The sequence below is a fragment of the Nocardia vinacea genome (assembly GCF_035920345.1).
In the GTDB taxonomy this organism is placed as follows: domain Bacteria; phylum Actinomycetota; class Actinomycetes; order Mycobacteriales; family Mycobacteriaceae; genus Nocardia; species Nocardia vinacea_A.
This window is the reverse complement of record NZ_CP109149.1, coordinates 6103376-6130181: the sequence shown is the minus strand read 5'-3', so window position 1 is coordinate 6130181 and position 26806 is coordinate 6103376. Positions and strand designations below refer to the sequence as shown.

Here is a 26806-nt window from a genome sequence, read left to right as displayed (position 1 = left end):
TGCTGTGCAACGCGTGTATGGTTCGAATCGTTAACGGAACTATAGACCCTTTAGGAGTCATCATGGAGTACCGGCGGCTCGGCGCATCAGGTCTGCTCGTCCCGGCGCTGAGTTTCGGCGCGGGCACCTTCGGCGGGCGCGGCGAACTGTTCAGCGCATGGGGCGATACCGATGTCGAACAGGCGCGCCGACTGGTCGATATCAGCCTGGATGCGGGCGTCACCATGTTCGATACCGCCGATGTCTATTCCGATGGCGCCTCCGAGGAAGTGCTCGGTGCGGCCATCAAGGGCAGGCGCGACCAACTGCTGCTGTCGACCAAGGCGAGTCTGCCGACCGGTCCCGGTCCGCTCGACGCAGGTTCCGGCCGTTCGCGCCTGATCAAGGCGGTCGAGGGCTCGCTGCGCAGGCTCGGCACGGACCACATCGACCTGTTCCAACTGCACGCCTTCGACGCGCACACCCCGGTCGAGGAAGTCCTTGCGGCACTGGACGATCTGGTTCGTGCGGGCAAGATCCGCTACCTCGGCGCCTCCAACTTCGCGGGCTGGCAGCTGATGAAATCCCTTGCCGCGGCGGACCGGCACGGCCTGACCCGCTACGTCGCCCATCAGGTCTACTACTCACTCGTCGGCCGCGACTACGAATGGGAGCTCATGCCACTCGGCCTGGACCAGGGTGTCGGCGCGGTGGTGTGGAGCCCGCTCGGTTGGGGTCGGCTGACCGGGAAAATCCGTCGCGGCCAACCACTTCCGGAGGGCAGTCGTCTGCATCTGACCGCCGAGGCAGGTCCGCCGGTCGATGACGACAAGCTCTACGACGTGGTCGACGTCCTCGACGAGCTCGCTGTGGAGACCGGTAAGACTGTCCCGCAGATCGCGCTCAACTGGCTGCTGCGCCGTCCAACGGTGTCGACCGTCATCGTCGGTGCGCGCAATGAGGAGCAGCTGCGCCAGAACCTCGGCGCGGTCGGTTGGGAGCTCGATGCCGAGCAGATCGCGCGACTCGACAAGGCCGGCGCGACTACTCCGGCGTACCCCTACTATCCGTACTACCGGCTGCCGGATTTTGCTCGGCTGAGTGCTCCTGCGGTGTGAGGGGATCGGCCACAGCGCCCATCTCCGCCGCAGAACCCGCAGGATCGGAACAGGAATGGGCGCTGAGGCCACCCACCCTCAGTACACGTCGCGAACGTACCGCTTCTCGGCAACCAACTGCTTCCGGAACGCCAGCGCCCCGTCCTCGTCGAGCTTGCCGTGGATCCTGGCGATGGCCAGCAGGGTGTCGTCGACATCCTTGGCCATGCGTGCGGCATCACCGCACACATAGAAGTGCGCGCCGTCGCGCAGCCAGGACCACAGCTCAGCGCCGTGCTCGATCATCCGGTGCTGCACGTAGATCCGCTCGCGCTGATCGCGGGAGAAGGCCAGATCGAGTCGGGTGAGGAAGCCCGAGCGGAACATATCCTCCAATTCGGCTCGGTAGTAGAAGTTCTGGGCGGCATGCTGATCGCCGAATAACAACCAGTTGCGGCCGCTGCAGCCGAGGGCACGGCGTTCCTGCAGGAAGCCGCGGAAGGGCGCGATGCCGGTGCCGGGGCCGACCATGATCATCGGTGCGGTCGGATCGAGCGGCGGCCGGAAGTGCGGGGCGCGCTGCAGGAAGATCGGCACCGCGGATTCGGCGGCGTCGGCGCGGTCGGCGAGGAAGGTCGAGCACACCCCGCCGCGCCGCGCGGCGGATCCGGTGGCGGCCGGATCGCCGTACCGGACGACACCCACGGTGAGCTGCACCTCGTCGGGACTGACCAGCGGACTCGACGAAATCGAATACTGGCGCGGTTGCAGCTTTTTCAGCGTGCCGAGCCATTCGACGAGATCGGCGCGCACCGGGAAATCGCGCAGCACGTCGACGGCCTGCCGGTCCCACAGGTAGTTGTCGAGTTCATTGCGATTATCGCGGCGCAGCAGTTTCGCCAGCCGGTTGTTGGGATTGCGTTCGGCAATGAAGGTGAGCAGATCGTGGCTGACCTTCGTGATGTCGTAGCGGGTCCGCAGCGCCTGAGCCAGCGGCAGCTCCTGGTCGTCGAGTTCGATGATCCGACGACCGTCCAGCCCGGTCGCGCCGAGCCATTCGGCCACCATCGAATCGGCGTTCGTAGGCCAAACTCCGAGGGAATCGCCGACCTCGTAGTTCGCCTTCTGCCCGCGCAGGTCGAAGCCGAACTGGCGCACTTCTTTCGGCGAACCGGCATGCGACAGTGGTTCATTGCGCACCAGCGGTGCGGTCACCGGGGCGTTGCGGGTAAACGGCGCAGGACCCGGGCCCTGGTTTCGGCCGAGCGGCGGTGCGGTGCGGGGCAGCACCATCGTGATACCGGAGGACCGCGCGGGCGTCCGAGTTCCGATCGGCCCGGGCGGACCAACTTCGGGCGCACCGCCGTCGAGGGCGGCGAGCACCTCGTCGAGCCAGCGCGCCGCCGCCTGCTCGTAATCGGGTTCGCTGTCGACGCGTGCGAGCAGTCTGGTGGCCCCGCGTTCGGTCAGTTTCGAGTCCAGTTTGCGACCGTGGCCGCAGAAGTCGTCATACGAGGAGTCGCCGAGTGCGAATACCGCGTACCGCATGCCGGTCAATCGGAGCACGCTGTCGTCCAGGCGTTCCCAGAAGTCGGTGCCGTTATCCGGCGGTCCGCCGTCGCCGAAGGTGCTGCTGATCACCAGCACATCGCCGGTGAGTTCGTGTAGTTCGCACGAGTCCATATCGAGCAGCCGCGGCGCGAAACCGGATTCGGCCAGACGCGCGGCCGTAGTCGCCGCGAACTCTTCGGCGGTTCCGGTCTGTGAAGCCCACAGCACGGTGATGGGACGCGCCGGTGGTTCGTCGGGAACATTGTCGACGGACGCGGATTCGGTTGCCGCGCTTCGCGAATACATTCCGGCCAGTAGTCCATCGATCCACAGCCGACTGTTCTTGGCCAGCGGTGCGGATTCGGGCAGCACCGGCTGACCCGTGACCGGAAGGGATTGCAGCGCCGAGAGATATCCGGCGAGGTAGATCCGCTCGGTCTCACTGAGCGTCGGCGCTGTGCCCGCATCGAGCCCCAGCATGACCGCCAGCGGGTGCGACCCATGGTTCGCGGCGGTTTCCGGCAGTCCCGCCGAAGGCCTTTCGGCCGCTTTCGCCATTACCGCGACCCGCCGCAACGACACCGCGCACGCCTTGAATTCGGGCTGCAACGAGTCCGGATCCACCGCGTCATTGGTCACGGCATTGATCGTCAGATACTCGCCCTGTTCGTCATTCCAATGGAAGGGCGCGAAGCAATCACCGGGCCGCACCCGGTCGCTGATCTGCACCGGCAGCACCGCTCGACCGCGCCGGGAGGCGATTTCGAGCTGGTCACCCGTCTCGACCCCGAGCCGCTCGGCATCCTCGGGATGTACCTCGACGAACGGCTGGCCGGTCAACTTGGTCAGCTTGTCGATCTTGCCGGTCTTGGTCATGGTGTGCCACTGATGCTGCAGGCGGCCGGTATTCAGCATGAACGGGTAGTCGTCGTCGGGCATTTCCTCCGGCGCCAGATGCGGGCGCGGCCAGAACACCGCGCGACGGCTCGGCGTCGCGAAGGACAACCGGGGCTGGTGCCCGGCATCGTCGACGAAAAGTTCCTGGCTGACACCGTCATTGCGGTAGCGGATCGGGTTGCGCGCGCGGTCGGGCTCGGCGCACGGCCACTGCATCGGCCCCTCACGCAACCGCTCGTAGCTCATGCCACGCAGGTCGTATCCGGTGGTTGGATTGGCGAACTGCTTGATCTCGTCGAAAACCTCGGCACTGGAGGAGTATTCGAAACCCGCGAAGCCCATCGCGGTGGCGACCTGCGCGATCAGCAACCAGTCCGGACGGGCATCGCCGATCGGATCCACCGAGCGCTGCAGCAACGTGACGTTGCGCTCCGAATTCACCATCACCGCATCGGCTTCGGCCCACAGCGTGGCGGGCAGCAGTATGTCGGCGTAGGAGTTGGTGGCCGTATCGGTGTAGGCGTCCTGCACGATGACCAGCTCGGCTGCCTCCAGGCCGCCGATCACCGTCTTCCGGTTGGGTACGGTGGCAACGGGATTGGTGCAGATGATCCAGGCCGCCTTGATCTGCCCCTCGGACAGCTCGCGGAACATCTCGATCGTGCCCGGTCCGGCTTCGGTGCGCAGCGTGCCCGGCTCGACGCCCCAAGCGGTCTCCACGAAGCTGCGGTCGGCGGGGGCGAGCAGGCTGCGCTGCCCGGGCAAACCCGGACCCATATAACCCATTTCGCGCCCGCCCATGGCATTCGGCTGACCGGTCAGCGAGAACGGTCCGCTGCCAGGTCGACAAATAGCCCCGGTGGCCAGGTGTAGGTTGCAGAGCGCGTTGGTATTCCAGGTGCCGTGGGTGGACTGGTTGAGTCCCATGGTCCACAGCGACATCCATTCACCGGCTTCGCCGATCCAGCGCGCTGCTGTTCGGATATCGTCCTCGGCCAGCCCGGTGATCGCGGCGACCTTGTCCGGCGGGTAATCGGCGAGGAATTCGGGCATCGCCGCCCACCCCTCGGTGTGCTCGGCGATGAAGTCCGTGTCGATATCACCGTTTTCGACGAGCAGGTGCAGCAGCCCGTTCAGCAGGGCGAGATCGGTACCCGGCGCGATCTGCAGGAACAGATCGGCCCGCGCCGCGGTATCGGTGCGCCGTGGATCCACCACGATCAGCTTCGCCCCCGCCTTGACCCGGTCGATCATGCGCAGATAGAGGATCGGGTGGCAGTCGGCCATATTCGCGCCGGTCACGAAGAACAGATCGGCGTTTTCGAAGTCGTCATAGGAGCCGGGCGGCCCGTCCGCGCCGAGCGACTGCTTGTAGCCGGTCCCGGCGCTGGCCATGCACAGCCGGGAATTGGCCTCGATGTGCTTGGTCCGCAGATACCCCTTGGCCAGCTTGGTTGCCAGGTACTGCGCCTCGAGCGACATCTGCCCGGAGACGTACAGCGCGATGGCGTCCGGTCCGTGTTCGTCCAGGATCGCCCGCAGCCGGGTGGCTACCTCGTGCACCGCCTCGTCGACGGGCACCGGCACCGGCACCTGACCGCGCTCGGGCCGCCGGTACGCGGTCTCCATCCGCCCCGGCGCCGCCATCAACTCCTGGTGGGTCGCACCCTTGGTGCACAGCCGACCCGCATTCGTCGGATGCAGTTTGTCACCGCGGACCTTGGCGATGACCGGCGCACCGTCCGTACCCGCGCGGGTCTCGACGACGATGCCGCAGCCGACGCCGCAGTACGAGCACGCCGTTCTGGCGGTGCCCGCGCGATCGGTGCCTGCATCGGTCATGCCACCGATCATGCGCACCGCCGATTGCGGCCGATTTACCCAACGTTATCGACAGATGACAATTAACCTCACCGCAGCAAATTTCCCCCGTGAGGTGTGGCCTACGCCACGAAAATATGCCGCGACCAGGTGCTCAGCCGAATTCGGCGGTCAGCCCAATTTGTAAGCGCGGTGCAGTGCGACGATGCCGCCGGTCAGATTGCGCCATTTCACCGACGACCAGCCCGCATCGGCGATCCGCAGCGCCAACTGCCGCTGATTCGGCCAGGCCCGGATGGATTCGGCGAGGTAGACGTAGGCATCCGGATTACTGCTCACCGCCACCGCGACCTTGGGCAGCGCCTTCATCAGGTACTCCAGATAGATGGTGCTGAAGATCGGCACGACCGGTGTGGAGAACTCACAGACCACCATCCGCCCGCCCGGCTTGGTGACCCGCAGCATCTCGCGCAGCGCGGCATCGGTCTCGGAGATATTGCGCAGACCGTAGGAGATGGTCACCGCGTCGAACGAATCGTCGGCGAAGGGCAGTGCGGTCGCATCGGCGGCGACCATCGGCACATTGCGGAATTTGCCCGCGGCGAGCATGCCCTGGGAGAAGTCGGCCGCCAGGCACCAGGCACCGGATTTCGCCAGGTCAAGCGTCGAAATGCCGGTGCCGGCGGCGAGGTCGAGCACGCGCTCACCCGGCCGCGGCGCCACTGCCTTCCGCACCGCCCAGCGCCAATATCGGTCCTGTCCCAAGGAGATGACGGTGTTGGTCAGGTCGTACCGCTTCGCGACCCCGTCGAACATCGACGCGACCTCGTGCGGCTGCTTGTCCAGCGAAGCCCGAACCGGTTCCCGCTGCTCTGTTTTCGCCACGCCCCCGAACCTACCGCGCGTAACACATGCCGGGCGAGACTCCCGCGCCGAACTGGCCCAGACAATCTGCCTCGCCATCAGACACGCCGGTCTTTTCCATGGTCACATCCCCTAACCGGCTTTCGGAGGTCGCGAAACTCACAACGGATCACGCGGTGTGTGGCAACTGGGTCCGAATCCCCGTGACGTCGGCGTAGTGGCCCATCAATTCGGTGCAGATGGCGGGCCAGGTCCGGTGCAGCACCGACTTGCGAGCGGCCGCGGCGAATCGCGCCCGCAATACCGGATCACGAAGCGCCGCAACCGCACTGGGTAACAGCTCAGTGAAGCGATCCACCGGCAACAGGTAGCCGTTGCGGCAGTGCGCGATCAGATCCCGCGGTCCGCCCGCATCCGGCCCGATCACCGGAACCCCGGCGGCCAGCGCCTCCTGCACGCCCTGACAGAAAGTCTCGTGTTCACCCGCGTGCACCATCACATCCAGGCTCGCATACGCCTGCGCCAGCTCGCCGCCGCCGAGCTCACCGGTGAAGACCGCGGTGGGCATCATCCGAGCCAACCGAGCCCGCTCCGGCCCGTCTCCGACGATCACCAGCTGGATCGCCGGATCGCTCACCAGCACCGCGAGCCGCTCCACATGCTTCTCCGGGGCCAACCGACCGACGAACCCCACGAGCAGCTTGTCCCGCCCGCGTAACCAGGACGACCGCAGTTCCGGTCGCTTCGCCGACGGTGTGAACCGGCCGATATCGACACCGCGACCCCAGCGGTGCACCCGGGGGATACCGTGCCGCCCCAGATCCTCGGCCGCCGCACGCGACGGTGCCAGCGTCCGCGTCGCGCCCTCGTGAATCCGTCGCGTCCAGGCCCAGGCCGCGCGACTGGCCAGCCCCAGCCCGTAACTCTTCGCGAATCCGGCCACATCGGTCTGATAGATCGCGACCGTCGGCAGATCCAAACGCATCGCCGCACCGAGACCGCCCGCGCCGAGCAGGAAGGGCGAGGCCAAATGCACCACATCGGCATCGAATTCGTTGATCGCGGCGGTGATCCCGGGCTGCGGCAGGCCCACCGGCAGCGAGCTGACCTTCGGCACCATCACCGCTGGTACCAGATGCACCGGGAACCTTTTGTAGACCCGTGGGGCGGTGGGCAGCCCGTGCGGCGTATCCGGCGCGATCACCAGCGCCTCGTGCCCGTGCTGGTCCAGGTGGTCCAGCACCCGGAGCACGGAATTGACGACGCCGTTCATATTCGGCAGGAACGACTCCGAAACGATGGCTACTCGCACCATTCCAGGTTGACCCGTGCAACGCGCCACGCCGTCACGTCGAAATGACCGATACGCAAAGATCCGGCGAACTGTCGGGGCTGCTCGCCTCAGGCGGCGCCGGCCGCCGCGCGGGATCTGTTCACCGGGCCGGGCGTGCGGCGTTGTGCCCGCAGCAGCAGCCACATTGTGGGCAACGCGACCACCCACACCACCAGAATCACCGACAGCGCGGGCTGAATCGCGACCCGCACATCACGCCCGGCCACCCGGACCAGATCCGGATCCTTGCGGCTGTACTCCACATTTATCCGCTCACCCGCGGTGAGGTTCGTCGGATACAGCACCCCGACCTTCGGATTGTGCGTCTTCCCGTCCGGTGTGACATAGATGACCGCCGAACGCAGCCGCCCGGCCGAGAGCACCTCGGCGGAGGTCACACCCTTGTCGGAGCTGATCAGATAATCGTTGCGCCAGGCGGCCAGCACCAACAGCACAATGAGGGCGCTGAGGAAGACGGCCGCCGTCAGCACCCCGATCCTGGCCCGCCGCAGGCGGTTCGAACGCCTTTCAGACTGGCTGGTTTCCGACACCACAACAGGCTACTTGCCGCCTCCGATACCGTTTGCGCCCATGTCCCGAAAATTCAGCTTCACCGTGCCTTACGCCGTCCCGGTCGAAGATCTTCACCGGGCACTCACCACCGATGACGTCTGGCAGTCCCGCTTCGCCGATGCGCGGACCGCCACGCTCGATCTCTCGCATCCGCAGGGCGCGGGCACCATCCGCATACATATGACCGAAAAGGCAAGCGATGACAAGGTTCCCGGCATCGTGAGCAGGGTACTCGAGAACGAACTACTGCTCTCGCGCACCGACAATTGGCAGGCGTTGGACGGCGAAATCGCCAAGGGCACCTTCGAGGGCGCCACCCGCGGCATCAGCACCGAAATGTCGGGCACCTACGAACTGCGCCCGACGGCCGAGGGTTCCGAGATCGAGGTGGCCGGTACCGTGCAGGTGAAGGTGCCGTTGGTCGGCGGTGCCATCGAACCGCTCGCCGAGCAGTTGCATCATCGGGTGCTCGAGAGCGAGCGTAAACACATCGAGGAGTGGGTCGCCGCGCAGGCGAGCGCCTGACCAGTTCCGAACGCCGGGGCGTGCCGGGCTCATCGGCTAGGCGAAATCCTCCGGGCTGAATTCCTTGGGCTCCACCAGCACCAGCCAGTTGCCGGAGTTGTCCCGGATGATCGCCTCGGTGCCGTAGGGCCGTTCGGCGGGCGGCTGGATGAACTCCACGCCCTTGGCGGTCAATTCCTCGAAGGTCTTCTGGCAGTCGTCGGTCTTCAGGCCGAGTGCGCCGTTGGTGCCATTGGCCAGGGCCCGGCGGATGGCGTCGGCGAGATTGTCATCCAGCGGCGGTCCCGGAATCATCAGGGTGACCTCGAGTTCCGGATGATCGGGATGTGCGATGCTGACCCAGCGGAATCCGTTGTCGCCCATCGTCAGATCCGTGCGCTCGACGAACCCCAGCTTTTCGGTGTACCACTGCTTGGCGGCGTCCTGGTCGGTGACGTACACGGTGACCAGCGAGACATTCGTAATAGTCATGCCCAAAGACTAGGAAACGCGTCGATCCGGACGCTTCTCCGAAATTGCTGAGCTGTGCGAACCGCTCAGCCTCAGCCCCGCGGCTTGCGATCCGACAGCCCGTGCATGAACACATAACAGCCCGGAATCCGTGGCGCGCCGTCCGCGAATTCGGCCTGGTACTCCGACGGCGTCACCCCGACCAACTGCCGGAACTTACTGCTGAACGACCCGAGACTGCTGTATCCGACCAGCATGCATACCTCGGTCACGGTGAGGTTGGTGGCCCGCAGATAATCCTGTGCCCGCTCGATCCGCCGCTCCGCCAGATACGCCGCGGGCGTCACGCCGTACACGGTCGCGAACGCGCGCAGGAAGTGATACTTCGAAACCCCTGCGGCGGCAGCCAATTCGTCCAGATTCAACGGCTCGGCATAGTTCCGGTCCGCAAGATCCCGCGCCCGCCGCAGATGCGGAAGTAGGTAGAGCGCGGGCAATCCGGTCATCTCAGGTGAAGGGTGCGAGTTCGTCGAAGCGGTAGGACGCCCGGCCCGCGGCCCGCCAGGCCCTTGCCGTCAGATCCAGATCCTCGTCGGTGACCAGATTGCCCATCACCCGAACCGCTGTGCGCTGCAGATACTTCGACCGCATCACCGGCGGCCCGCCCATCGGCACCATCCTGGGGTGGGTCGCCAGACCGGCGATCCGCCGCGCCACCGAGAACGTCCGCCCGTAGCGGGTACGCAAGAGCTCCGGCCACACCATCGTGAGATCCGGTTCGTCCAGCAGTTCGGCGAGCATGTGCCCGCCCTCCAGTCCGTAATCGATGCCCTCGCCGTTGAGCGGATTCACACAGCCCGCGGCATCGCCGATCAGCACCCAATTGAGCCCCGCGACATTCGATACCGCCCCGCCCATCGGCAGCAGTGCGGACGCGACCGCCCGCAGCGACCCCTCGAACTGCCACTCCTCGCGGCGCAACGACGTGTAGTGCTCCAGCAGCGGTTTCAGCGCGACATGCGAGGGCCGCTGCTCGGTGGCCAGCGAGCCGACGCCGATATTCACCTCGCCATTGCCGAGCGGGAACACCCAGCCGTAGCCGGGTACCAAGTCACCGTCGGCATTGCGCAGCTCCAGATGCGAGGTGATCCACTGGTCGTCGCTGCGCGCGGATTTGATGTAGGCGCGGGCCGCGGTGCCATAGGCGTACTGCCGATGCCAGGTGCGCCCGAGCAGTTTTCCGATCGGGGAGCGGACACCGTCGGCGACCACGAGCGTCTTGCATCCGATCGAACGGGTGCCCTCCGCCGTCTTCACCGTCACACCCGTGACGCGATCACCCTCCCGGATGACATCGATCACTTTCGTGCCATCCAGCATCCTGGCCCCGGACTTCACCGCTGTCTCACGCAGCTTGTCGTCGAGTTCGGTTCGGGGAACGGCACTTCCATACGTTGGGAAGGAACCGCCCGGCCACGGCAGCTCGGCCTCGCGACCGAAACCCGTCAGCCGCAGGCCGTGGTTCACGGTGTGCGCGCGCAGCCAGTCGCCGAGCCCGAGGTGCTCCAATTCGGCGGTCGCGCGCGGGGTGAGTCCATCGCCGCAGGTCTTGTCACGTGGGAAGACGGCTGAATCGATGAGCAGGACATCGCGACCGGCCCGCGCGGCCCAGGCGGCGGTGGCCGATCCGGCCGGCCCGGCACCGACCACGAGCACTTCGGTCTGTGTGGGAATCGCGCTCTGCGTCTCCCCGTCCCCGCCGACGGGGGTGACATCCGGTGAACCCATGCGCTCAATACTCGCAGGAGCATTCGGTTCGTGTCGATGGAGCCTGCCCGTGGCGCAGACCATGCGATCGATGACGTCGGAAAACGATATGGAAAAGTGTCTGATACACCGCATAGTGACGGTGTTCATGGGCCGCGCGGCGGGGACACGCTAGGTTCTCTACCGTGGGGTCGGACGCATCGCTGGGAGAAGAGATGAGCACATCGGCTGTGAGTGATGAGAGCACGGTGGTGGCCGGAGTCGATCTCGGTGATACCGAGCTCGCGGAGACCGTGCGCAATGGCCTCATCGATGTCGAAAAACTCCTGATCGATGAGCTGTCCGACGGCGAGCTGTTCCTACAGGAGGCGGCGCTGCATCTGGCCAAGGCCGGGGGCAAGCGATTCCGCCCGCTGTTCACCATCCTCACCGGCCAGCTCGGTCCGCGCCCCACCGATCCGGCGCTGATCACTGCGGGCACTGTGGTCGAGCTGGTGCACCTGGCGACTCTGTACCACGACGACGTGATGGACGAGGCCCCGATGCGCCGCGGCGCCCCGAGCGTGAATTCGCGCTGGGGCAACAGCATCGCCATCCTCGCCGGCGACTATCTCTTCGCACACGCGTCACGGCTCACCTCGACCCTCGGCCCCGATGCCGTGCGGATCATCGCCGAAACCTTCGCCGAACTGGTCACCGGTCAGATGCGGGAAACCATGGGCGCGCGCGAATCCCAGGATCCGGTCGAGCATTACCTGCGCGTGGTCTGGGAGAAGACCGGCTCGCTGATCGCCGCCGCCGGACGCTTCGGTGGCACCTTCTCCGGCGCCGATGCCGAACACGTCGAGCGGTTGGCCCGGCTCGGCGATGCGGTCGGCACCGCCTTCCAGATCTCCGACGACATCATCGACATCTCCTCGGCCGCCGAACAATCCGGTAAAACGCCGGGCACCGATCTGCGCGAGGGCGTGCACACCCTGCCGGTGCTGTACGCGCTGCGCGACGAGGGTGCCGAGGGCGACCGCCTGCGCAAACTGCTGGCCCACCCGCTGCAGACCGACGACGAGGTCGAGGAGGCGCTGTCCTTGCTCGCCCACTCCCGCGGCATGGTGCTGGCCAAGGAGAAGCTGCAGAGCTACGCCGATATCGCGCACGCCGAACTCTCCGCGCTGCCGTCGGGCCCGGCCAACGACGCCCTCGAGCGCCTGGTCCGTTACACCATCGAACGCGTCGGCTAGGTGGCACGGAGCTCACATTTCGATCAGGAACCTTCGCCCCGCCCTCGGCGTTGACCTGGTGTAATCCAATCGGTGAGATCGTGGCAAACGCGACGACTGATTTCGTGAGTACATGGGTAACTCGCCGGGTACGCCCAGAACCCACCAGGCACTCGACGCAGGACCTGTGACCAAGTCTCGCGGCACTGACTTGTATGGCCTGAATACGCGGAGAGGCGGACATGCACGGGTATGCGAATGGGCTGAAGACGTTCGGGCTCATGGTCGGCCTCTCGGCCTTGATCGTGTTCATCGGGTCGATGTTCCGCAGCCCGCTGATTCTCTTCCTGGCGATCCTGCTCGCCGTCGGCATGAATGCCTATGCCTATTTCTACAGCGACAAGATCGCGCTCAAGGCCATGCACGCGCAGCCGGTCAGCGAGCTGGAGGCCCCGGTCATCTATCGCATCGTGCGTGAGCTCGCGACCACCGCGCGTCAGCCGATGCCGCGGCTCTACATCAGCCCGACCAACGCCCCCAACGCCTTCGCGACCGGACGCAATCCGCGCCGCGCCGCGGTCTGCTGTACCAGCGGCATCCTGCAGATCCTCGACGAGCGCGAACTACGCGCGGTGCTCGGCCACGAGCTATCGCACGTCTACAACCGCGACATCCTGATCTCCTCGATCGCGGGCGCACTGGCCGCGGTCATCTCCGGCCTGGCCAACCTGGCCTTCTTCGCCTCGATGTTCGGCGGCAACCGCAATGGCGACGGCCCCAATATCCTCGGCGTGATCCTGGTGACGCTGCTCGGCCCGATCGCCGCGACCCTGGTCAAATTGGCCGTCTCGCGCTCCCGCGAATATCAAGCCGACCGATCCGGCGCCGAGCTGACCGGCGATCCGCTCGCCCTGGCCTCGGCGCTGCGCAAGCTGGAGCGCGGCGTACAGGCCGCCCCGCTGCCCCCTGAGCCGCAGCTGACTGCCCAGTCGCACCTGATGATCGCCAACCCGTTCCGGGCCGGTGAGCGTGCGGCACGCCTGTTCTCCACCCACCCCCCGATGGCCGATCGCATCGCCCGCCTCGAGGAAATGGGGGGCGGGCCCCGCAATTACTGATCGGTGGACCCGACGCGCTCAATCGTGTTCGGCCGCGAGTTCCTGTTCGTAGGCCCGTAGCGTGTCGACGAACATCCGCCGCTGCTCGGCATTCAATGGCTCGAGCACCTTCCGCCACGCCCGCGCACTGCCACCGAGCCAGGCATTGACCGACTTCTCGTGCGCTGCCGCGATGGCGACGATGGTCCGACGGCGATCCGCCGCATCCGAGCGTCGCTCGAGTACTCCCTGACGGCTCAGATCGCCCACCATCAGGCTGACCGTCGTCGGCGCGACTTCCAGCCGCGCCGCCAGCTCGTTCACCGTCATCGGCCCCTCGAACACCAGATTCGCCAGCAGTGACAGATGCCGCGGAGCGAGCGAAAACGATTGCAGCTCTTCGGGAACGCGCATCTTCTTGGCCCGTCCCACCACCCGCGGCATGAGCAGCAGCAGACTCCGAATGCCCTCGTCCACCCCGATGCCACGCGCACCCGTTGACATCCCGCACACCTCCAAATAGCCTTTGCTCACAAAGTAATTTTGCTTGCAAAGCAAAATTTAATCTCTCTGGCAAGGCTAGTACCAGCGGTCGCCGGTCCGCCCGGCGATCCGGAAGGACGCAGGACATGACAGATGCACAGCCGACTTCGGCGGCGGATTTCAATGCGGCGATCATCGAGGAGTTCCGCGCGAACGCGGGGTCGGTCGGCGCGATGTTCGAGGGAGTGCCGCTCATCCTGCTGACCACGGTCGGCGCGAAAAGCGGACGCGAGCACACGACGCCCGTCGTCTACTACCGAGACGGCGATCGTCTACTGATCTTCGGTTCGAACGGTGGCGCAGACACCCATCCGGCGTGGTTCTACAACGTGCAGCGGAATCCGGCCGTCACCGTGGAGATCGGCGAAGCGGCCGGCGTCGAGAGTTTTCGGGCAACCGCAACAGTGCTGTCGGGTGCCGAGCGCGATCAGCGCTACGCCGAGCAGGCCGAGCGCGATCCGGCATTTGCCACATATCAAGCGGGAACCTCGAGAGTCATACCGGTGATCGCGCTGTCTCGGGAACAGCGATCCGCGATCGGCCGCCGCGGGATGATCGTCGGTGCGGCGGTCGCCGCGACCGCGGTGGCGGGTGTCTCCGCCGCGATCGTCGGCTCGGGTGGTGCGGCCCCGCAGCAGGCGGCCCCACGCGCTGCCGCTATCGGCGACCATCTGCGGACCGTGCACGAGCAATTGCGGCGCGATCTCGCGACGGTTCGCACGCAACTCGATCAGCTCGACGGCTCGAGTGAAATCCCAAGCCTGCCAACGGATCTGCGCAGCCACTGTGTCGCATTCTGTGGTGCGCTGCATGAGCATCACACCAATGAGGACGGTGTCTTTCCGGCGCTGGTCCGCCTGCATCCCGAATTGGCTCCGGTGGTCGAGCGGCTGCAGCGTGAGCACGGTGTGGTTGCCACGGCACTCGCCGAATTGCAACAGTTGCTGAACAGTGCCGACCCGGTCCGTTTGCGTACCGAATTCGACCGTCTCGCAAATGAATTGGAAACGCATTTTACTTACGAAGAGGACGAACTCGTGGCAACCCTGAATGCGACCGACCCGGCCGCACTTCGACAGCGGTAAATGCCCGCAGAAATGAGAAACCCCCGCCGATCATGATGATCGACGGGGGTTTTCGGTGGCAGGTGTAGGATTCGAACCTACGTAGGCTTTCACCGACAGATTTACAGTCTGCTCCCATTGGCCGCTCGGGCAACCTGCCGTCGCGCTTCTCGGCGCGCAGAGCAGCTTACAACGAACCTGCACCCAGAATGCAAACCGGCTGGCCATCGGCCATGCGACGGGACTACGGTCGCGCTCCGGGGTAGAACTGACGGTGACCGGATCGTCTGGTCGCCAGCGACTGCTTGCAGGTCGCTCGAAAGGGTCAGCCAGGACCCGTTGGACCGCCAGGACAGGAGCGAAGTGTGGCCGATTCGTCTTTCGATGTTGTCAGCAAGGTCGACCGTCAGGAGGTCGACAACGCGCTGCATCAGGCGGAGAAGGAGCTGAACACCCGCTACGACTTCCGTGGCACCGGCGCGAGTATCGAATGGTCCGGTGAGGACAAGATCGTGCTCAGTGCCGAGGCCGAGGAGCGGGTCAAGGCGGCGCTCGACGTATTCAAGGAAAAGCTGATTCGCCGCGATATCTCGCTCAAGGCCTTCGACACCGGCGAGCCCGCGGCCTCCGGCAAGACCTACAAAATCACCGGCACGCTGGTCCAGGGCATCGACGCCGAGCATGCGAAGAAAATTTCCAAGAAGATCCGCGACGAGGGGCCCAAGGGCGTCAAGGCGCAGATCCAGGGTGACGAACTGCGCGTCTCCAGTAAGAAGCGCGACGATCTGCAGGCGGTGATCGCCTTGCTGAAGGGTGAGGACTTCGGTATCGCGCTGCAGTTCGTCAATTACCGGTAGGCGTTGTGGCTGATCTTTGCGGGCGACCTGCAAGCAGTCGCTGGCGGCCCGCCGCGTGGGTGGTCGTAAAAACCGCTCTGACCACCCGGTTTGGAAGTGCGACCGGTGAGTGTGTAACCTCGTTCAAGACTTCGCCGCGCCGGAGTCCTGAACGTTGGTCACGGTGCGGAGCTAGTCATGCCCCCTTAGCTCAGTCGGCAGAGCGTTTCCATGGTAAGGAAAAGGTCAACGGTTCGATTCCGTTAGGGGGCTCGCCGGATTGCCGGTGGTGACCGACTCGGCATCTCCAAGGTTGGGCGCGGCATCACCAAGCAATGCGACCCCGTGGCGGTGTAGCTCAGTCGGTAGAGCAAACGACTCATAATCGTTGTGTCGCCGGTTCAAGTCCGGCCATCGCTACCAAAGACCGATCAGACCATCTGGTTGACCCGAAAGAAGGAATATCGTGGCCGCGAAGTCCACCGATGTCCGGCCAAAGATCACCTTGGCCTGCGAGCAGTGCAAGCACCGCAACTACATCACCAAGAAGAACCGGCGCAACGACCCGGATCGGCTGGAGCTGAAGAAGTTCTGCCCGAACTGTGGCACCCACCGGGCGCACCGCGAATCCCGCTAGTCCACCACGCGTGCCGCTGCCGCGTTGAATTGGCTTCCGGGTTCGTCCCGGATTCTCGGGTCGTGACACTTGCGAGGGCCGGACATATGTCCGGCCCTGACGTGTTTCACGACTCGAGTGCAGTGGGCGTTGCGAGCGAAGCGAGTAACCGATCGACACAGCCGCCAAGCGGGCACGACGGAGCCGAGCGCTAGCGAGGCGCAGTCGTGCGAGCGAGCGAAGCGAGAGAGCCAAGAGCACAGCCGCCAAAGCGGGCACGACGGAGCCGAGCGCTAGCGAGGCGCAGTCGTGAACGCTCCGTCGACTCCGGGGCTCGGGGTCAGATAGGTACAGTCCTCCCGTGACAATCAACACCGGTACAGACGAAGCGGTCGCAATGGACGAAGAACTCGACCCCGCGGCGCACGCCGCGGCGATGGTCGGTCATCACTACCGCGTCGACGACTACTACGAGGTCGGCCGCGAGAAGGTGCGTGAATACGCCCGCGCCGTGCAGGATTACCACCCGGTGCACTGGGATGAAGACGCAGCGCAGGAGTACGGCTACGACAGCCTGCTCGCCCCGCTCACCTTCATCTCCCTGGTCGGAATTCTGGCCCAGCGCAAACTCTTCGAGCAGATCGTCACGGGCTACGACCTGAGCCAGATCATGCAGACCGATCAGATCCTGGAATTCCATCGGCCGATCAAGGTCGGCGACCAGCTGGTCTGTGATGTCTACCTGCACTCGTTCCGGCAGGCCTTCGGCGGCGACATCATCGTCACCAAGAACATCGTCACCGTGCAGGACGAGGTGGTGCTCACCACCTACACCACGCTGATCGGGCGCAGCGGCGGCGATATCGATCCGAACCTGCAGGGCGCGGTCCGCAATGTGCTCATGCACGGCATCGACGAGGACGCGCCGAGCCACCATCCGCGCACCGGGGCCGCCACCGATGCGCTCGCGGCGCCTGCGCCCGTAGTGCCTGCGATCGTGCCGAGCAAGCACGCGATCAACTTCGAGGACATCGCCGTCGGCGACGAGCTGCCCCCGCGCACCGTCCGGCTGACCCGCGGCGACCTGGTGAACTATGCGGGCGTCTCCGGCGACGCGAATCCGATCCACTGGAGTGACGAAGTCGTCAAGCTGGTCGGCCTGGACAACGTGGTCGCGCACGGCATGCTCACCATGGGCCTCGGCGGCGGTTTCGTCACCTCCTGGCTCGGCGATCCCGGCGCGGTCAAGGAGTACAACGTCCGCTTCACCAGCCCGGTCTACGTCGGCTCCGAGGAGCCTGCGGAGGTCGAGTTCACGGGTAAGGTGAAGTCGGTGGATCCGGAGACCCGGACCGCAGTCGTCGCCATCGTGGCGAAGTCGGCGGGCAAGAAGATCTTCGGACGCGCCACCGCGACGGTCCAACTGGCCTGACCTGGTCGAGCGACCCTGATTGGCATATGCCGCGGGCGGTAACGTACACTCAGATTTCTGGGGTCACCAGCCGCTGCGCGCTGCTCTGCAAGGGCTGGTTCCAGGTGAGTCCGCAAGGATTCGCCGACGGGGCCGGCAACTGCCGGAGTGGCGCGCGTGTTGTGTGAAACCAGGTGGAAGACCGACAACTGAATACAGAACAGTGGTTGGACAGCTGGATCGTCCAACCGAAGGGGCGTAGCTCAACTGGCAGAGCAGCGGTCTCCAAAACCGCAGGTTGCAGGTTCAAGTCCTGTCGCCCCTGCCCTGGATGCCAGCGACGAAAGGATCGACGTGAGCGAGCGTAGCGAGCGAGCCATTGGCACAGCGCGCATCGCGCACGGCGGCGCCGAGCGTAGCGAGGTGACGGCGTGAGCGACGAGCGGGATAATCGCCACGACGCGCATGCCGAGGACGACGACACCGCCGCGGTGGCTCGGCCGAGCGGTAAGCGGTCCGCGCGGCGCAGTCGCAATGCCGATTCGGGCTCGGTCGCCACGATCGATCGGCCCACGTCGGGCAAGGCAGCCAAGAAGACCGATCGGGCCGAACGCAAGAAGACGGGTAACCCGTTCAAGCGTTTGATCAAGTTCCTGCGCGAAGTAGTCGCGGAACTGCGCAAGGTGATCTGGCCCAACCGGAAGCAGATGGTCACCTATACGAGCGTTGTTCTGGTGTTCGTGATCTTCATGGTCGCGTTCATCAGCGGGTTGGATCTGGCGTTCATCAAGGGTGTCAACTGGCTGTTCGGCTAGCTGATCGCCGCCGACGCCGGTAGCCGACCCCGGGGCGGCGCGTTACAGCGCGCCCGGCCCGGTACGCAAAGGATGTACGTGACGACACAGGAAGCGAGTGCCCCAGTGAGCACCCCGGAGAACGACACAACCGACGAGTTCCCGGTCGACGAAACGGTGCAGACCGTCGAGGAGTCCGCGGCCGTCGAGGAAGCTGTTGTCGACGAATCCGACGCCGCTGACGCCGAAGTTGTCGAGGCCGCTCCTGTCGATGCCGAACCCGCCGATCCGGTTGCCGAGATGAAGGCCGCCCTGCGGCGCGCCCCCGGCGATTGGTACGTAATCCACTCGTACGCCGGTTACGAGAACAAAGTGAAGGCCAACCTCGAGACCCGCGTGCAGAACCTGGACCTCGAGGATTACATCTTCCAGGTCGAGGTGCCGACCGAAGAGGTCACCGAGATCAAGAACGGCCAGCGTAAGCACGTCAACCGCAAGGTGCTGCCCGGTTACATTCTGGTCCGGATGGAACTCAACGACGAGTCGTGGGGCGCGGTGCGCAACACCCCCGGTGTCACCGGTTTCGTCGGCGCCACCTCGCGGCCGTCGCCGCTTTCCATCGACGACGTGGTGAAGTTCCTGGTCCCGGCCGCGCAGCAGCAGAAGAAGCCCGCTGCCGAGGCCGCCGCCGCGGCTTCGACCGCCACCGATATCGCGCCCAAGCCGGTCATCGAGGTCGACTTCGAGGTCGGCGAGTCGGTGACCGTGATGGATGGCCCGTTCGCGACGCTGCCTGCCAGCATCTCCGAGGTCAATGCCGAGCAGCAGAAGCTCAAGGTGCTCGTGTCGATCTTCGGTCGCGAGACACCGGTCGAGCTGGCGTTCACCCAGGTCGCGAAGATCTAGTTCCGCGGTTTCGGCTCCGGCCGGGATCGCGGGATGAATCGGCCCGGCGCACGGGTTGATTCACCAGGCTTGCAAAGAGCAAGGACACCAAAACCCTAGGAAAGAAAGATGCCCCCCAAGAAGAAGAAGCTCGCCGGGATCATCAAGCTTCAGATCCAGGCCGGCCAGGCGAACCCGGCCCCTCCGGTCGGCCCCGCGCTCGGTCAGCACGGCGTCAACATCATGGAGTTCTGCAAGGCGTACAACGCCGCGACCGAGTCGCAGCGTGGCAACGTCATTCCGGTCGAGATCTCGGTGTACGAGGACCGGTCCTTCGACTTCAAGCTGAAGACCCCGCCCGCCGCCAAGCTGCTGCTCAAGGCCGCCGGTGTGCAGAAGGGCTCGGCCGAGCCGCACAAGACCAAGGTCGCGAAGGTCACCATGGACCAGGTCCGGGAGATCGCCAAGACCAAGCAGGAAGATCTGAACGCCAAGGACATCGACCAGGCGGCCAAGATCATCGCGGGCACCGCGCGCTCGATGGGTATCACCGTCGAGGCGTGAGTTTCGCACTCGAAATCCCGGTGGGAGGGTCGGCCAGACCCGATAACCACTTCTGAACCACATTAAGGACAGACAATCATGGCAAAACGAAGCAAGGCGTATCTCGCCGCGGCCGAGAAGGTCGATCGCACTCAGCTCTACTCCCCGCTGGCCGCCGCGCGCCTGGCGAAGGAGACCGCAACCACCAAGACCGACGCGACCGTCGAGGTCGCCGTTCGTCTCGGTGTGGATCCCCGCAAGGCCGACCAGATGGTCCGCGGCACGGTCAACCTGCCGCACGGCACCGGTAAGACCGCCCGCGTCATCGTGTTCGCGGCTGGTGAGAAGGCCGCCGAGGCCGAGACCGCCGGTGCGGACGCCGTCGGCGCCGAGGATCTGATCGAGCGGATCCAGGGCGGCTGGCTGGACTTCGATGCCGCGATCGCCACCCCGGACCAGATGGCCAAGGTCGGCCGGATCGCGCGTGTTCTCGGCCCGCGCGGCCTGATGCCGAACCCGAAGACGGGCACGGTCACCAACGATGTGACCAAGGCCGTCAACGACATCAAGGGCGGCAAGATCAACTTCCGCGTCGACAAGCAGGCCAACCTGCACTTCGTCATCGGCAAGGCGTCCTTCGACGACGCCAAGCTGGTGGAGAACTACGGCGCCGCGCTGGACGAGATCCTGCGTGCCAAGCCGTCGACCGCCAAGGGCCGCTACGTCAAGAAGGTGACGGTCTCGACGAACACCGGACCGGGCATCCCGGTGGACCCGAACCGCACCCGCAACCTCCTCGACGAGGATGCATAAGTAGCACCCTGGCTCTTCGGTAGCCCAGCTCTTCGGAAGCTGAGCGTTATCGCAGGAAGCTGAGTTTTACCGCTAGGGCGGGAACGCGAATCGCGTTCCCGTCCTTTGCGCATACTCGGCAGATTCTCGTAGGTAGCGGCACGGTCGCGGTGCTGCGGCCGCACCGCGAACCGGACTAATTCACGTGCGGCGACGGTTGGCCATGAGGTGACCGCCGTACTGCTCATCTCCGGAAGCACACGTAGTGCTTCGACCAATACCGCCGCACTGCGCACAGTCGCGGCAATCGCGCCGGAGAATGTCGAGACCTTCTGGTACGAAGGCCTCGCCGAACTTCCCGCCTTCAGCCCGGATGACGACGGTACCGGTCATCCGTCGGTTGTCGCACTGCACGAACATATTTCGCGCGCCGACGCGGTCCTGCTCTGCACTCCCGAATACGCAGGTACCCTCCCCGGCAGCTTAAAGAACCTGCTCGACTGGACCGTCGGCACCGCCGACCTCTACGAAAAGCCGACTGCCTTCCTCAATGTCGCCGCCCAAGGCCGCGGCGAAGGCGCGGCCACCACCCTGACCACTGTGCTGGGTTACGTCGGTGCCATCGTCGATCCGGCTACCTGTGCCCGCCTGCCGGTAGCTCGCGATGCCGTCGACGCCGACGGCCTGGTCACCACCCCCGAATTCCGCACCGGCGCACTGACAGCCCTCACCCGTCTGGTCCACCAGACCACCCCAGCCTGACCACACCGCCCAGGCGAGTCGAATGGTGTCTTTCGGACCGCTCCAAGCCACCATTCGACTCGCTCGGATGGTCAGTTTTCGTGGGGCTCTGTGGATTTGCGCCAGCCGAGGAGCACCGACTCGCTCTCCTGCACTCCCCACGGTAGGAAGATGGCGACGATCAGCGCACACACCACGACCGCGCCCGCGGCGACCAGGGATGCGGCGTGTGACCCCTGCAGTGCTGCCGTTTTCATTGCGGTGATGAGGTTTTCGCGCTGGGCGTCGAAAAATGGTGCGAGTTCTCGTTTGCGGATTTCCAGCACGCTGAGCGGACTGGCCTTCACCAGACTGCGCTGGTCGGAGTTCATCATCCCGCTGGGCACCCGGTCGATCAGCGGCGAAACGCGAGTCGTGTAGTACGACGCCACAATCGAGCCGAGTACCGCGACGCCGAGGGTGCCGCCGATCTCGCGGGTGGTGTCGTTGACCGCGGATCCTGCGCCCGCTTCATTCAGTGGCAGCGAACCCATGATCGATTCGGTCGCCGGGCCCTGCACGATGGCCAGACCGAGCGCCATCGAAACCATGGACGGCAGCACACCGATGACATAACTGCTGTCCACCGTGACCTGCCCGCCGAGATACAGCCCGACCCCGGTGAGCAACAGCCCGAATACGATCACCGGCGTGGTGCCGATGCGGGTCGCCATGAGCGTCGCGATCGGTGCGCCGATCGCCACCGAGAACGCGAATGGCAGCGAGGCGATGCCGAATTCGAGTGGCGTGTACTCGCGCACCCCTTGGAAGTACTGAGTAATGAGGAACAGGAATCCGAACATCGAGAAGTAGCCGACCGCAATCGCCAAGGCGGGCATGGAGAATCGTCGATTGCGGAACAGCCGCATATCGAGAATCGGTGCGCTGGTACGCAATTCCCACGTGATGAACGCCGCGAGCAGTGCGACGCCGAGTGCGCCGACGCCGAGTGTGGTCGTGGAAAGCCAGCCGTAGCGCGGCGCTTCGATAATGGCCCACACCAGTGCGGTGATGCCGGTGACCGACAATCCGATGCCTGGCAGATCGAGCCGCCCCACCTGGGCGGATCGCGATTCGGGCACCCAGATCAGGGTGGCGGCCAGGGCGATCAGCGCCACCGGTACGTTGATCCAGAAGACCGAATGCCATGAAAAGTGTTCCAGCAGCCAGCCACCCGAGATCGGGCCGATCGCGATGGCGAAGCCGGCCATGGCAGTCCAGGCGGCGATGGCCAGCGCGCGCTCGCGCTTATCGGTGAAGATATTGATGATCAGCGCCAGCGTCGCAGGGAAGACGGCCGCGGCGAAGACTCCCATCGCGGCGCGGGCGGCAATGACAGTGCCCATGGATTCCGACAGCGCCCCGCCGACCGACATGACGGCCACGCCGACCAGCCCGATCATCATGACGCGGCGGCGTCCGTAGCGGTCGGCGAGATTGCCGAAGGCCAGCAACAATCCGGCGAAGGTCAGGGTGTACGCATCGACGACCCATTGCAGACCGCTGACGCCGGTGGCCAATTCCACTCCGATGGAGGGCAGGGCCACATTCACGATGGTGTTGTCGAGGACGACCAGCAGCTCCGCCAAACATATGACGGCAAGGGCGATGAAGCGCCTGGTGCGTCGTTCCAACAGCACCGGTGGATCGACTATGGAGGTTGCCATAGTTCAGTAGTCAAGCAGTAACTGTCACTCTTGGTAACACTTTATTGCGGCGATATCCGCCACAGCTGTCAGTGATTGTGATTGGCGACACATGGCCGAAGTTATGGAGGCGCTGGCTGATTTCGCGAGTGCATGGGTAACTCGTCGGGTGCGTCCAATCCGCAACTCCGGCATAGCCGCAGGTCCGCGACGTTCGGCCGGTGGCACTCGCGACCGGCGAAAGTTCCGGGGGAGCGCCGTTTTGGCAGATGAGGGTGGGTTCGGCTACTCTGGACCGAAGTAATCGACGAGTTCGATGACTACCCAATCCGTTCTACCGAAGACCGTTGGTCGCTGCGCCCATTCGGGCGTGGTCGAAGGTCCGGCATCGAGCCGGCGGCCCACGCAGGGAGGACCGAGGCTGGGATTCGATCTGGGCAATGCCTGGGTCGATCACCTATTGCGCCCCGGAACGCTCTGCGTTCGGGGCGTTTGCTTTATCGCTGGCCCCTGGTACTCGGCAGTTCGAATACGAACCGACATCCAGAGAGGAGGCGAAGTATGGCAAAACCCGAGAAGGTCACCGCGGTCGAGGAGATCACGGAGCAGTTCAAGAGCTCGTCGGCCACCGTCATCACGGAATACCGTGGTCTGTCGGTCGGTAAGCTCACCGATCTGCGTCGCGCGCTCGGCGAAGGCGCTACCTACTCCGTCGCCAAGAACACCCTGGTCAAGCGGGCGGCTGCGGAAGCGGGCGTCGTTGGCCTGGACGACTTGTTCGTCGGACCGACCGCCATCGCCTTCATCAAGGGCGAGCCGGTCGACGCAGCGAAGGCCATCAAGACCTTCGCCAAGGAGAACAAGGCGCTCATCATCAAGGGCGGGTACATGGACGGCGCCGCGCTGTCCGTTGCCGAGGTCGAGAAGATCGCCGACCTGGAGTCCCGCGAGGTGCTGCTGGCCAAGCTGGCCGGCGCGATGAAGGGCAACCTGGCGAAGGCTGCCGGTCTGTTCAACGCTCCCGCTTCGCAGGTGGCCCGCCTGGCCGCCGCGCTGCAGGAGAAGAAGCAGGCCGAAGAAGGCGGAGCTGCCGCCGAGTAACACCCCCGGGTGGATCGCGTGCGGCTCGCCCACATAGACAACCAACTACCGAAAGGAAACAACAATGGCCAACGTTGACGAACTGCTCGAGACCTTCGGCAACATGACCCTGCTCGAGCTGTCGGACTTCGTCAAGAAGTTCGAGGAGAAGTTCGAGGTCACCGCGGCTGCTCCGGTCGCCGTCGCCGCCGTCGGTGGCGCTGCCGCTCCGGCCGAGGCCGCCGAGGAGCAGGACGAGTTCGACGTCATCCTCGAGGGTGCCGGCGACAAGAAGATCCAGGTCATCAAGGTGGTCCGTGAGATCGTCTCGGGCCTGGGCCTGAAGGAAGCCAAGGACCTCGTCGAGAGCGCCCCGAAGCCGATCCTGGAGAAGGTCGCCAAGGACGCCGCCGAGGCTGCCAAGGCGAAGCTGGAAGAGGCCGGCGCCAAGGTTTCCGTGAAGTAATTCGCGAGTTACTCGCCGAACGGGCGGTCCCCATTGGGGGCCGCCCGTTTGCGTTGTCATGACGCGTGCGACGGTAATGCGAATATTGCGAGTGATCCGGGGTTACTCTTCGGTCAGGTAAGGGTGTGCCGCGTCATGCTCATGGGATACAGTGACCGCACCCACTGTGACGCGACACACCGTGATACCGAATAGCGCGGTTCGCCGGTGGGTGGCTCGCTGAGAATTTGTGGAGGTTGGCGTGGGCGTCGAGGTCAGGACCGAGGGTGTTACCAAATCCTTCGGTTCACAGCGTATTTGGCAGGATGTCTCTCTGACGCTGCCCTCGGGTGAGGTCAGCGCGCTGCTCGGCCCCTCGGGTACCGGTAAATCTGTCTTTCTGAAGTCGCTGATCGGTCTGCTGCGTCCGGAGCGCGGTTCGATCTTCATCGACGGCACCGATATCACCACCTGCTCCAATAAGGAGCTCTACGAAATCCGCAAGTTGTTCGGTGTGCTGTTCCAGGACGGCGCGCTGTTCGGGTCGATGAACCTGTTCGACAACGTCGCGTTCCCGTTGCGTGAACACACGAAGAAGTCCGAATCGGACATCAAGAAGATCGTGATGGAGAAGCTCGAGCTGACCGGTCTGCTCGGCGCGGAGGGCAAGCTGCCCGGTGAGATCTCCGGTGGTATGCGCAAGCGTGCCGGTCTTGCCCGCGCCCTGGTGCTCGACCCGCAGATCATTCTGGTCGACGAGCCCGACTCCGGTCTGGACCCGGTCCGTACCTCGTATCTGTCGCAGCTGCTGATCGATATCAACGCCCAGATCGACGCGACGATCCTGATCGTGACCCACAACATCAACCTGGCGCGCACCGTGCCCGACAACATCGGGATGCTGTTCCGTCGCTCGCTGGTGATGTTCGGTCCGCGTGAGGTGCTGCTGACCTCCGAGGAGCCGGTGGTCAAGCAGTTCCTCAACGGTCGGATGATCGGTCCGATCGGTATGTCGGAGGAGAAGGACGAGGCGCAGATGGCGCGCGAGCAGGCCCTCGTCGATGCCGGGCACCATCACGGTGGTGCCGAGGAGGTCGAGGGCATCATTCCGCAGATGCGGGCCACTCCGGGTATGCCGGTGCGTCAGGCGGTACTTCGCCGTCAGGCGCGCGTCCGCGACGTCATGCACACCCTGCCGCATGCGGCCCAGGCGGCTATCCGTGAGTCACTTGAGCAGAGCGACGACACGCAGGTGATGGCGTATCAGAACAGCGAGCTGGGCGGATACCAGGGCGGGTCATTCGACACTACCGTGCGCCACAACACAACTAACGGGTAACATCTGCGATCGTGAATTCCACCCTGGCGCGATTGCGGACTCCAGTAGAGTCGGGGTTTGGCCAGGCCGGCAACATCTTTGCGCTGCTCATCGACGTTATGCGCAAGACGTTCAAACGGCCTTTCCAGTTGCGCGAATTCATCGAGCAGTCGTGGTTCATCGCGAGTGTCTCGATCTTGCCAAGCGCACTGGTCGCCATCCCGTTCGGTGCGGTTGTCGCGCTGCAGACCGGCTCTTTGATCAAACAACTAGGCGCCGAATCGTTTACCGGCGCAACCAGCGTCCTGGCTACCGTCCAGCAGGCCGCCCCCGTTGTCACCGCGTTGATCATCGCGGGCGCGGCCGGATCGGCGGTAGCCGCAGACTTGGGCGCGCGCACCATCCGTGAGGAGATCGACGCGATGGAGGTGCTCGGCATCGACCCGGTGCAGCGCCTGGTCGTGCCCCGCGTGCTCGGCATGATGTTGGTCGCGCTACTGCTCAACGGTCTGGTGTCGGTGGTCGGCATCGCGGGCGGCTACTTCTTCAACGTGCTGCTGCAGGGCGGAACACCGGGCGCCTACCTCGCTTCGTTCTCCGCACTGGCCCAGCTGCCGGACTTGTGGATCGGCGAGATCAAGGCCTTGGTATTCGGTCTGCTCGCAGGCGTGATCGCCGCGTACAAGGGGTTGCATCCCAAAGGGGGCCCGAAAGGAGTCGGAGACGCGGTGAACCAATCCGTGGTTATCACCTTCATGGTTCTGTTCTTCGTGAACTTGATCCTGACACTGGTGTATTTGCAGGTCGTCCCCGCCAAGGGCGCCTGACCCGTGGCCACCTCGTACCGTCCCCCGGTGCTGGCGAAATCTGCCCGCCGGGCCC

General features: G+C 65.0%; 26 protein-coding genes and 4 tRNA genes. 20 read left to right on the top strand and 10 right to left on the bottom strand.

Features of this window, described 5'->3' with window-relative positions:
• The first annotated feature begins 62 nt into the window (after positions 1-62).
• Positions 63-1097, top strand: coding sequence for an aldo/keto reductase (locus OIE68_RS27795; RefSeq protein ID WP_327094013.1), 1035 nt, complete (start codon positions 63-65; stop codon positions 1095-1097).
• A 78-nt stretch (positions 1098-1175) separates the two neighbouring features.
• Here OIE68_RS27795 and OIE68_RS27790 read toward each other — a convergent pair whose 3' ends face one another.
• The 4 genes from OIE68_RS27790 to OIE68_RS27775 all read right to left on the bottom strand — a co-directional run bounded on the left by OIE68_RS27790 (position 1176) and on the right by OIE68_RS27775 (position 8093).
• The gene (locus OIE68_RS27790; RefSeq protein ID WP_327094012.1) at positions 1176-5366 is read right to left on the bottom strand and encodes a bifunctional nitrate reductase/sulfite reductase flavoprotein subunit alpha; all 4191 of its coding nucleotides are present in this window, start codon (positions 5364-5366) and stop codon (positions 1176-1178) included.
• 150 nt (positions 5367-5516) lie between these two features.
• On the bottom strand, positions 5517-6230 hold the full coding sequence (locus OIE68_RS27785; protein ID WP_327094011.1) for a demethylmenaquinone methyltransferase: 714 nt from the start codon (positions 6228-6230) through the stop codon (positions 5517-5519).
• A gap of 148 nt (positions 6231-6378) precedes the next feature.
• Entirely contained in the window at positions 6379-7521 is a 1143-nt protein-coding gene (locus OIE68_RS27780) for a glycosyltransferase family 1 protein (RefSeq protein WP_327094010.1), read from the bottom strand.
• A gap of 89 nt (positions 7522-7610) precedes the next feature.
• Entirely contained in the window at positions 7611-8093 is a 483-nt protein-coding gene (locus OIE68_RS27775) for a DUF3592 domain-containing protein (RefSeq protein ID WP_327094009.1), read from the bottom strand.
• 40 nt (positions 8094-8133) lie between these two features.
• Between OIE68_RS27775 and OIE68_RS27770 the strand changes: the two genes are divergently transcribed.
• Positions 8134-8640: a DUF2505 domain-containing protein gene (locus OIE68_RS27770; protein ID WP_327094008.1), complete on the top strand. Its 507-nt coding sequence runs from the start codon at positions 8134-8136 to the stop codon at positions 8638-8640.
• A 36-nt stretch (positions 8641-8676) separates the two neighbouring features.
• Here OIE68_RS27770 and OIE68_RS27765 read toward each other — a convergent pair whose 3' ends face one another.
• The 3 genes from OIE68_RS27765 to OIE68_RS27755 all read right to left on the bottom strand — a co-directional run bounded on the left by OIE68_RS27765 (position 8677) and on the right by OIE68_RS27755 (position 10878).
• Positions 8677-9111 (bottom strand): VOC family protein, encoded by a 435-nt coding sequence (locus OIE68_RS27765; protein WP_327094007.1) that lies wholly within the window; start codon positions 9109-9111, stop codon positions 8677-8679.
• Between the two features lie 71 nt (positions 9112-9182).
• Positions 9183-9596 (bottom strand): AraC family transcriptional regulator, encoded by a 414-nt coding sequence (locus OIE68_RS27760; RefSeq protein ID WP_327094006.1) that lies wholly within the window; start codon positions 9594-9596, stop codon positions 9183-9185.
• Between the two features lies 1 nt (position 9597).
• On the bottom strand, positions 9598-10878 hold the full coding sequence (locus OIE68_RS27755) for a geranylgeranyl reductase family protein (RefSeq protein ID WP_327094005.1): 1281 nt from the start codon (positions 10876-10878) through the stop codon (positions 9598-9600).
• A gap of 194 nt (positions 10879-11072) precedes the next feature.
• On the opposite strand from OIE68_RS27755, the gene OIE68_RS27750 reads away from it, so the two are divergent.
• Both OIE68_RS27750 and htpX read left to right on the top strand, forming a co-directional pair.
• Positions 11073-12095 (top strand): polyprenyl synthetase family protein, encoded by a 1023-nt coding sequence (locus OIE68_RS27750; protein WP_327094004.1) that lies wholly within the window; start codon positions 11073-11075, stop codon positions 12093-12095.
• Positions 12096-12316: 221 nt separating this feature from the next.
• Complete coding sequence (htpX, locus tag OIE68_RS27745; RefSeq protein ID WP_327094003.1) at positions 12317-13192, top strand: zinc metalloprotease HtpX; 876 nt, start codon at positions 12317-12319, stop codon at positions 13190-13192.
• A gap of 18 nt (positions 13193-13210) precedes the next feature.
• On the opposite strand, the gene OIE68_RS27740 is transcribed toward htpX, so the two are convergent.
• Complete coding sequence (locus OIE68_RS27740) at positions 13211-13675, bottom strand: MarR family transcriptional regulator (protein ID WP_327094002.1); 465 nt, start codon at positions 13673-13675, stop codon at positions 13211-13213.
• A gap of 125 nt (positions 13676-13800) precedes the next feature.
• Here OIE68_RS27740 and OIE68_RS27735 point away from each other — a divergent pair, with 125 nt between their 5' ends.
• The gene (locus OIE68_RS27735; RefSeq protein WP_327094001.1) at positions 13801-14799 is read left to right on the top strand and encodes a nitroreductase/quinone reductase family protein; all 999 of its coding nucleotides are present in this window, start codon (positions 13801-13803) and stop codon (positions 14797-14799) included.
• Between the two features lie 56 nt (positions 14800-14855).
• Here the strand turns inward: OIE68_RS27735 and OIE68_RS27730 are convergent.
• Positions 14856-14938, bottom strand: a tRNA-Tyr gene (locus OIE68_RS27730).
• A 205-nt stretch (positions 14939-15143) separates the two neighbouring features.
• Between OIE68_RS27730 and OIE68_RS27725 the strand changes: the two genes are divergently transcribed.
• The 11 genes from OIE68_RS27725 (at position 15144) to OIE68_RS27675 (ending at position 21417) form a co-directional block, all read left to right on the top strand.
• Positions 15144-15635, top strand: coding sequence for a YajQ family cyclic di-GMP-binding protein (locus tag OIE68_RS27725; RefSeq protein ID WP_327094000.1), 492 nt, complete (start codon positions 15144-15146; stop codon positions 15633-15635).
• Between the two features lie 179 nt (positions 15636-15814).
• Positions 15815-15887: transfer RNA gene (locus OIE68_RS27720), tRNA-Thr, on the top strand.
• Positions 15888-15961: 74 nt separating this feature from the next.
• Positions 15962-16037, top strand: a tRNA-Met gene (locus OIE68_RS27715).
• Positions 16038-16080: 43 nt separating this feature from the next.
• Positions 16081-16251, top strand: a complete 171-nt coding sequence (gene rpmG, locus OIE68_RS27710) for a 50S ribosomal protein L33 (RefSeq protein ID WP_011211653.1) — start codon at positions 16081-16083, stop codon at positions 16249-16251.
• Between the two features lie 346 nt (positions 16252-16597).
• A complete protein-coding gene (locus OIE68_RS27705; protein WP_327101828.1) occupies positions 16598-17662 on the top strand; it encodes a fused (3R)-hydroxyacyl-ACP dehydratase subunits HadA/HadB in 1065 nt (354 codons plus the stop codon).
• 231 nt (positions 17663-17893) lie between these two features.
• Positions 17894-17966, top strand: a tRNA-Trp gene (locus tag OIE68_RS27700).
• 106 nt (positions 17967-18072) lie between these two features.
• Complete coding sequence (gene secE, locus OIE68_RS27695; RefSeq protein WP_327093999.1) at positions 18073-18456, top strand: preprotein translocase subunit SecE; 384 nt, start codon at positions 18073-18075, stop codon at positions 18454-18456.
• A 105-nt stretch (positions 18457-18561) separates the two neighbouring features.
• Positions 18562-19341 (top strand): transcription termination/antitermination protein NusG, encoded by a 780-nt coding sequence (gene nusG / locus OIE68_RS27690; RefSeq protein ID WP_327101827.1) that lies wholly within the window; start codon positions 18562-18564, stop codon positions 19339-19341.
• A gap of 108 nt (positions 19342-19449) precedes the next feature.
• Positions 19450-19884 (top strand): 50S ribosomal protein L11, encoded by a 435-nt coding sequence (rplK, locus tag OIE68_RS27685; RefSeq protein ID WP_062983809.1) that lies wholly within the window; start codon positions 19450-19452, stop codon positions 19882-19884.
• 78 nt (positions 19885-19962) lie between these two features.
• Complete coding sequence (gene rplA, locus OIE68_RS27680; protein ID WP_327093998.1) at positions 19963-20676, top strand: 50S ribosomal protein L1; 714 nt, start codon at positions 19963-19965, stop codon at positions 20674-20676.
• A 207-nt stretch (positions 20677-20883) separates the two neighbouring features.
• Entirely contained in the window at positions 20884-21417 is a 534-nt protein-coding gene (locus tag OIE68_RS27675; protein ID WP_327093997.1) for an NADPH-dependent FMN reductase, read from the top strand.
• A gap of 71 nt (positions 21418-21488) precedes the next feature.
• On the opposite strand, the gene OIE68_RS27670 is transcribed toward OIE68_RS27675, so the two are convergent.
• Positions 21489-23102, bottom strand: coding sequence for an MFS transporter (locus OIE68_RS27670; protein WP_327093996.1), 1614 nt, complete (start codon positions 23100-23102; stop codon positions 21489-21491).
• 540 nt (positions 23103-23642) lie between these two features.
• On the opposite strand from OIE68_RS27670, the gene rplJ reads away from it, so the two are divergent.
• From rplJ to OIE68_RS27650, 4 genes are all read left to right on the top strand, one after another.
• Positions 23643-24182 (top strand): 50S ribosomal protein L10, encoded by a 540-nt coding sequence (rplJ, locus tag OIE68_RS27665; protein ID WP_040696007.1) that lies wholly within the window; start codon positions 23643-23645, stop codon positions 24180-24182.
• Between the two features lie 64 nt (positions 24183-24246).
• Entirely contained in the window at positions 24247-24627 is a 381-nt protein-coding gene (rplL, locus tag OIE68_RS27660; protein ID WP_040696004.1) for a 50S ribosomal protein L7/L12, read from the top strand.
• Between the two features lie 241 nt (positions 24628-24868).
• Complete coding sequence (locus OIE68_RS27655; RefSeq protein WP_327093995.1) at positions 24869-25945, top strand: ABC transporter ATP-binding protein; 1077 nt, start codon at positions 24869-24871, stop codon at positions 25943-25945.
• Between the two features lie 98 nt (positions 25946-26043).
• On the top strand, positions 26044-26751 hold the full coding sequence (locus OIE68_RS27650; RefSeq protein WP_327101826.1) for an ABC transporter permease: 708 nt from the start codon (positions 26044-26046) through the stop codon (positions 26749-26751).
• Positions 26752-26806 lie beyond the last annotated feature (55 nt).

What these genes read in the sequence shown, in the direction of transcription:
- OIE68_RS27795 (WP_327094013.1), top strand. Translation starts at nt 63, where the DNA reads ATGGAGTACCGGCGGCTCGGCGCATCAGGTCTGCTCGTCCCGGCGCTG.
- OIE68_RS27790 (WP_327094012.1), bottom strand. Translation starts at nt 5,366, where the DNA reads ATGACCGATGCAGGCACCGATCGCGCGGGCACCGCCAGAACGGCGTGC.
- OIE68_RS27770 (WP_327094008.1), top strand. Translation starts at nt 8,134, where the DNA reads ATGTCCCGAAAATTCAGCTTCACCGTGCCTTACGCCGTCCCGGTCGAA.
- OIE68_RS27765 (WP_327094007.1), bottom strand. Translation starts at nt 9,111, where the DNA reads ATGACTATTACGAATGTCTCGCTGGTCACCGTGTACGTCACCGACCAG.
- OIE68_RS27760 (WP_327094006.1), bottom strand. Translation starts at nt 9,596, where the DNA reads ATGACCGGATTGCCCGCGCTCTACCTACTTCCGCATCTGCGGCGGGCG.
- OIE68_RS27755 (WP_327094005.1), bottom strand. Translation starts at nt 10,878, where the DNA reads ATGGGTTCACCGGATGTCACCCCCGTCGGCGGGGACGGGGAGACGCAG.
- OIE68_RS27750 (WP_327094004.1), top strand. Translation starts at nt 11,073, where the DNA reads ATGAGCACATCGGCTGTGAGTGATGAGAGCACGGTGGTGGCCGGAGTC.
- htpX (WP_327094003.1), top strand. Translation starts at nt 12,317, where the DNA reads ATGCACGGGTATGCGAATGGGCTGAAGACGTTCGGGCTCATGGTCGGC.
- OIE68_RS27740 (WP_327094002.1), bottom strand. Translation starts at nt 13,675, where the DNA reads ATGTCAACGGGTGCGCGTGGCATCGGGGTGGACGAGGGCATTCGGAGT.
- OIE68_RS27735 (WP_327094001.1), top strand. Translation starts at nt 13,801, where the DNA reads ATGACAGATGCACAGCCGACTTCGGCGGCGGATTTCAATGCGGCGATC.
- rplK (WP_062983809.1), top strand. Translation starts at nt 19,450, where the DNA reads ATGCCCCCCAAGAAGAAGAAGCTCGCCGGGATCATCAAGCTTCAGATC.
- rplA (WP_327093998.1), top strand. Translation starts at nt 19,963, where the DNA reads ATGGCAAAACGAAGCAAGGCGTATCTCGCCGCGGCCGAGAAGGTCGAT.
- OIE68_RS27670 (WP_327093996.1), bottom strand. Translation starts at nt 23,102, where the DNA reads ATGGCAACCTCCATAGTCGATCCACCGGTGCTGTTGGAACGACGCACC.
- rplJ (WP_040696007.1), top strand. Translation starts at nt 23,643, where the DNA reads ATGGCAAAACCCGAGAAGGTCACCGCGGTCGAGGAGATCACGGAGCAG.
- rplL (WP_040696004.1), top strand. Translation starts at nt 24,247, where the DNA reads ATGGCCAACGTTGACGAACTGCTCGAGACCTTCGGCAACATGACCCTG.
- OIE68_RS27650 (WP_327101826.1), top strand. Translation starts at nt 26,044, where the DNA reads ATGCGCAAGACGTTCAAACGGCCTTTCCAGTTGCGCGAATTCATCGAG.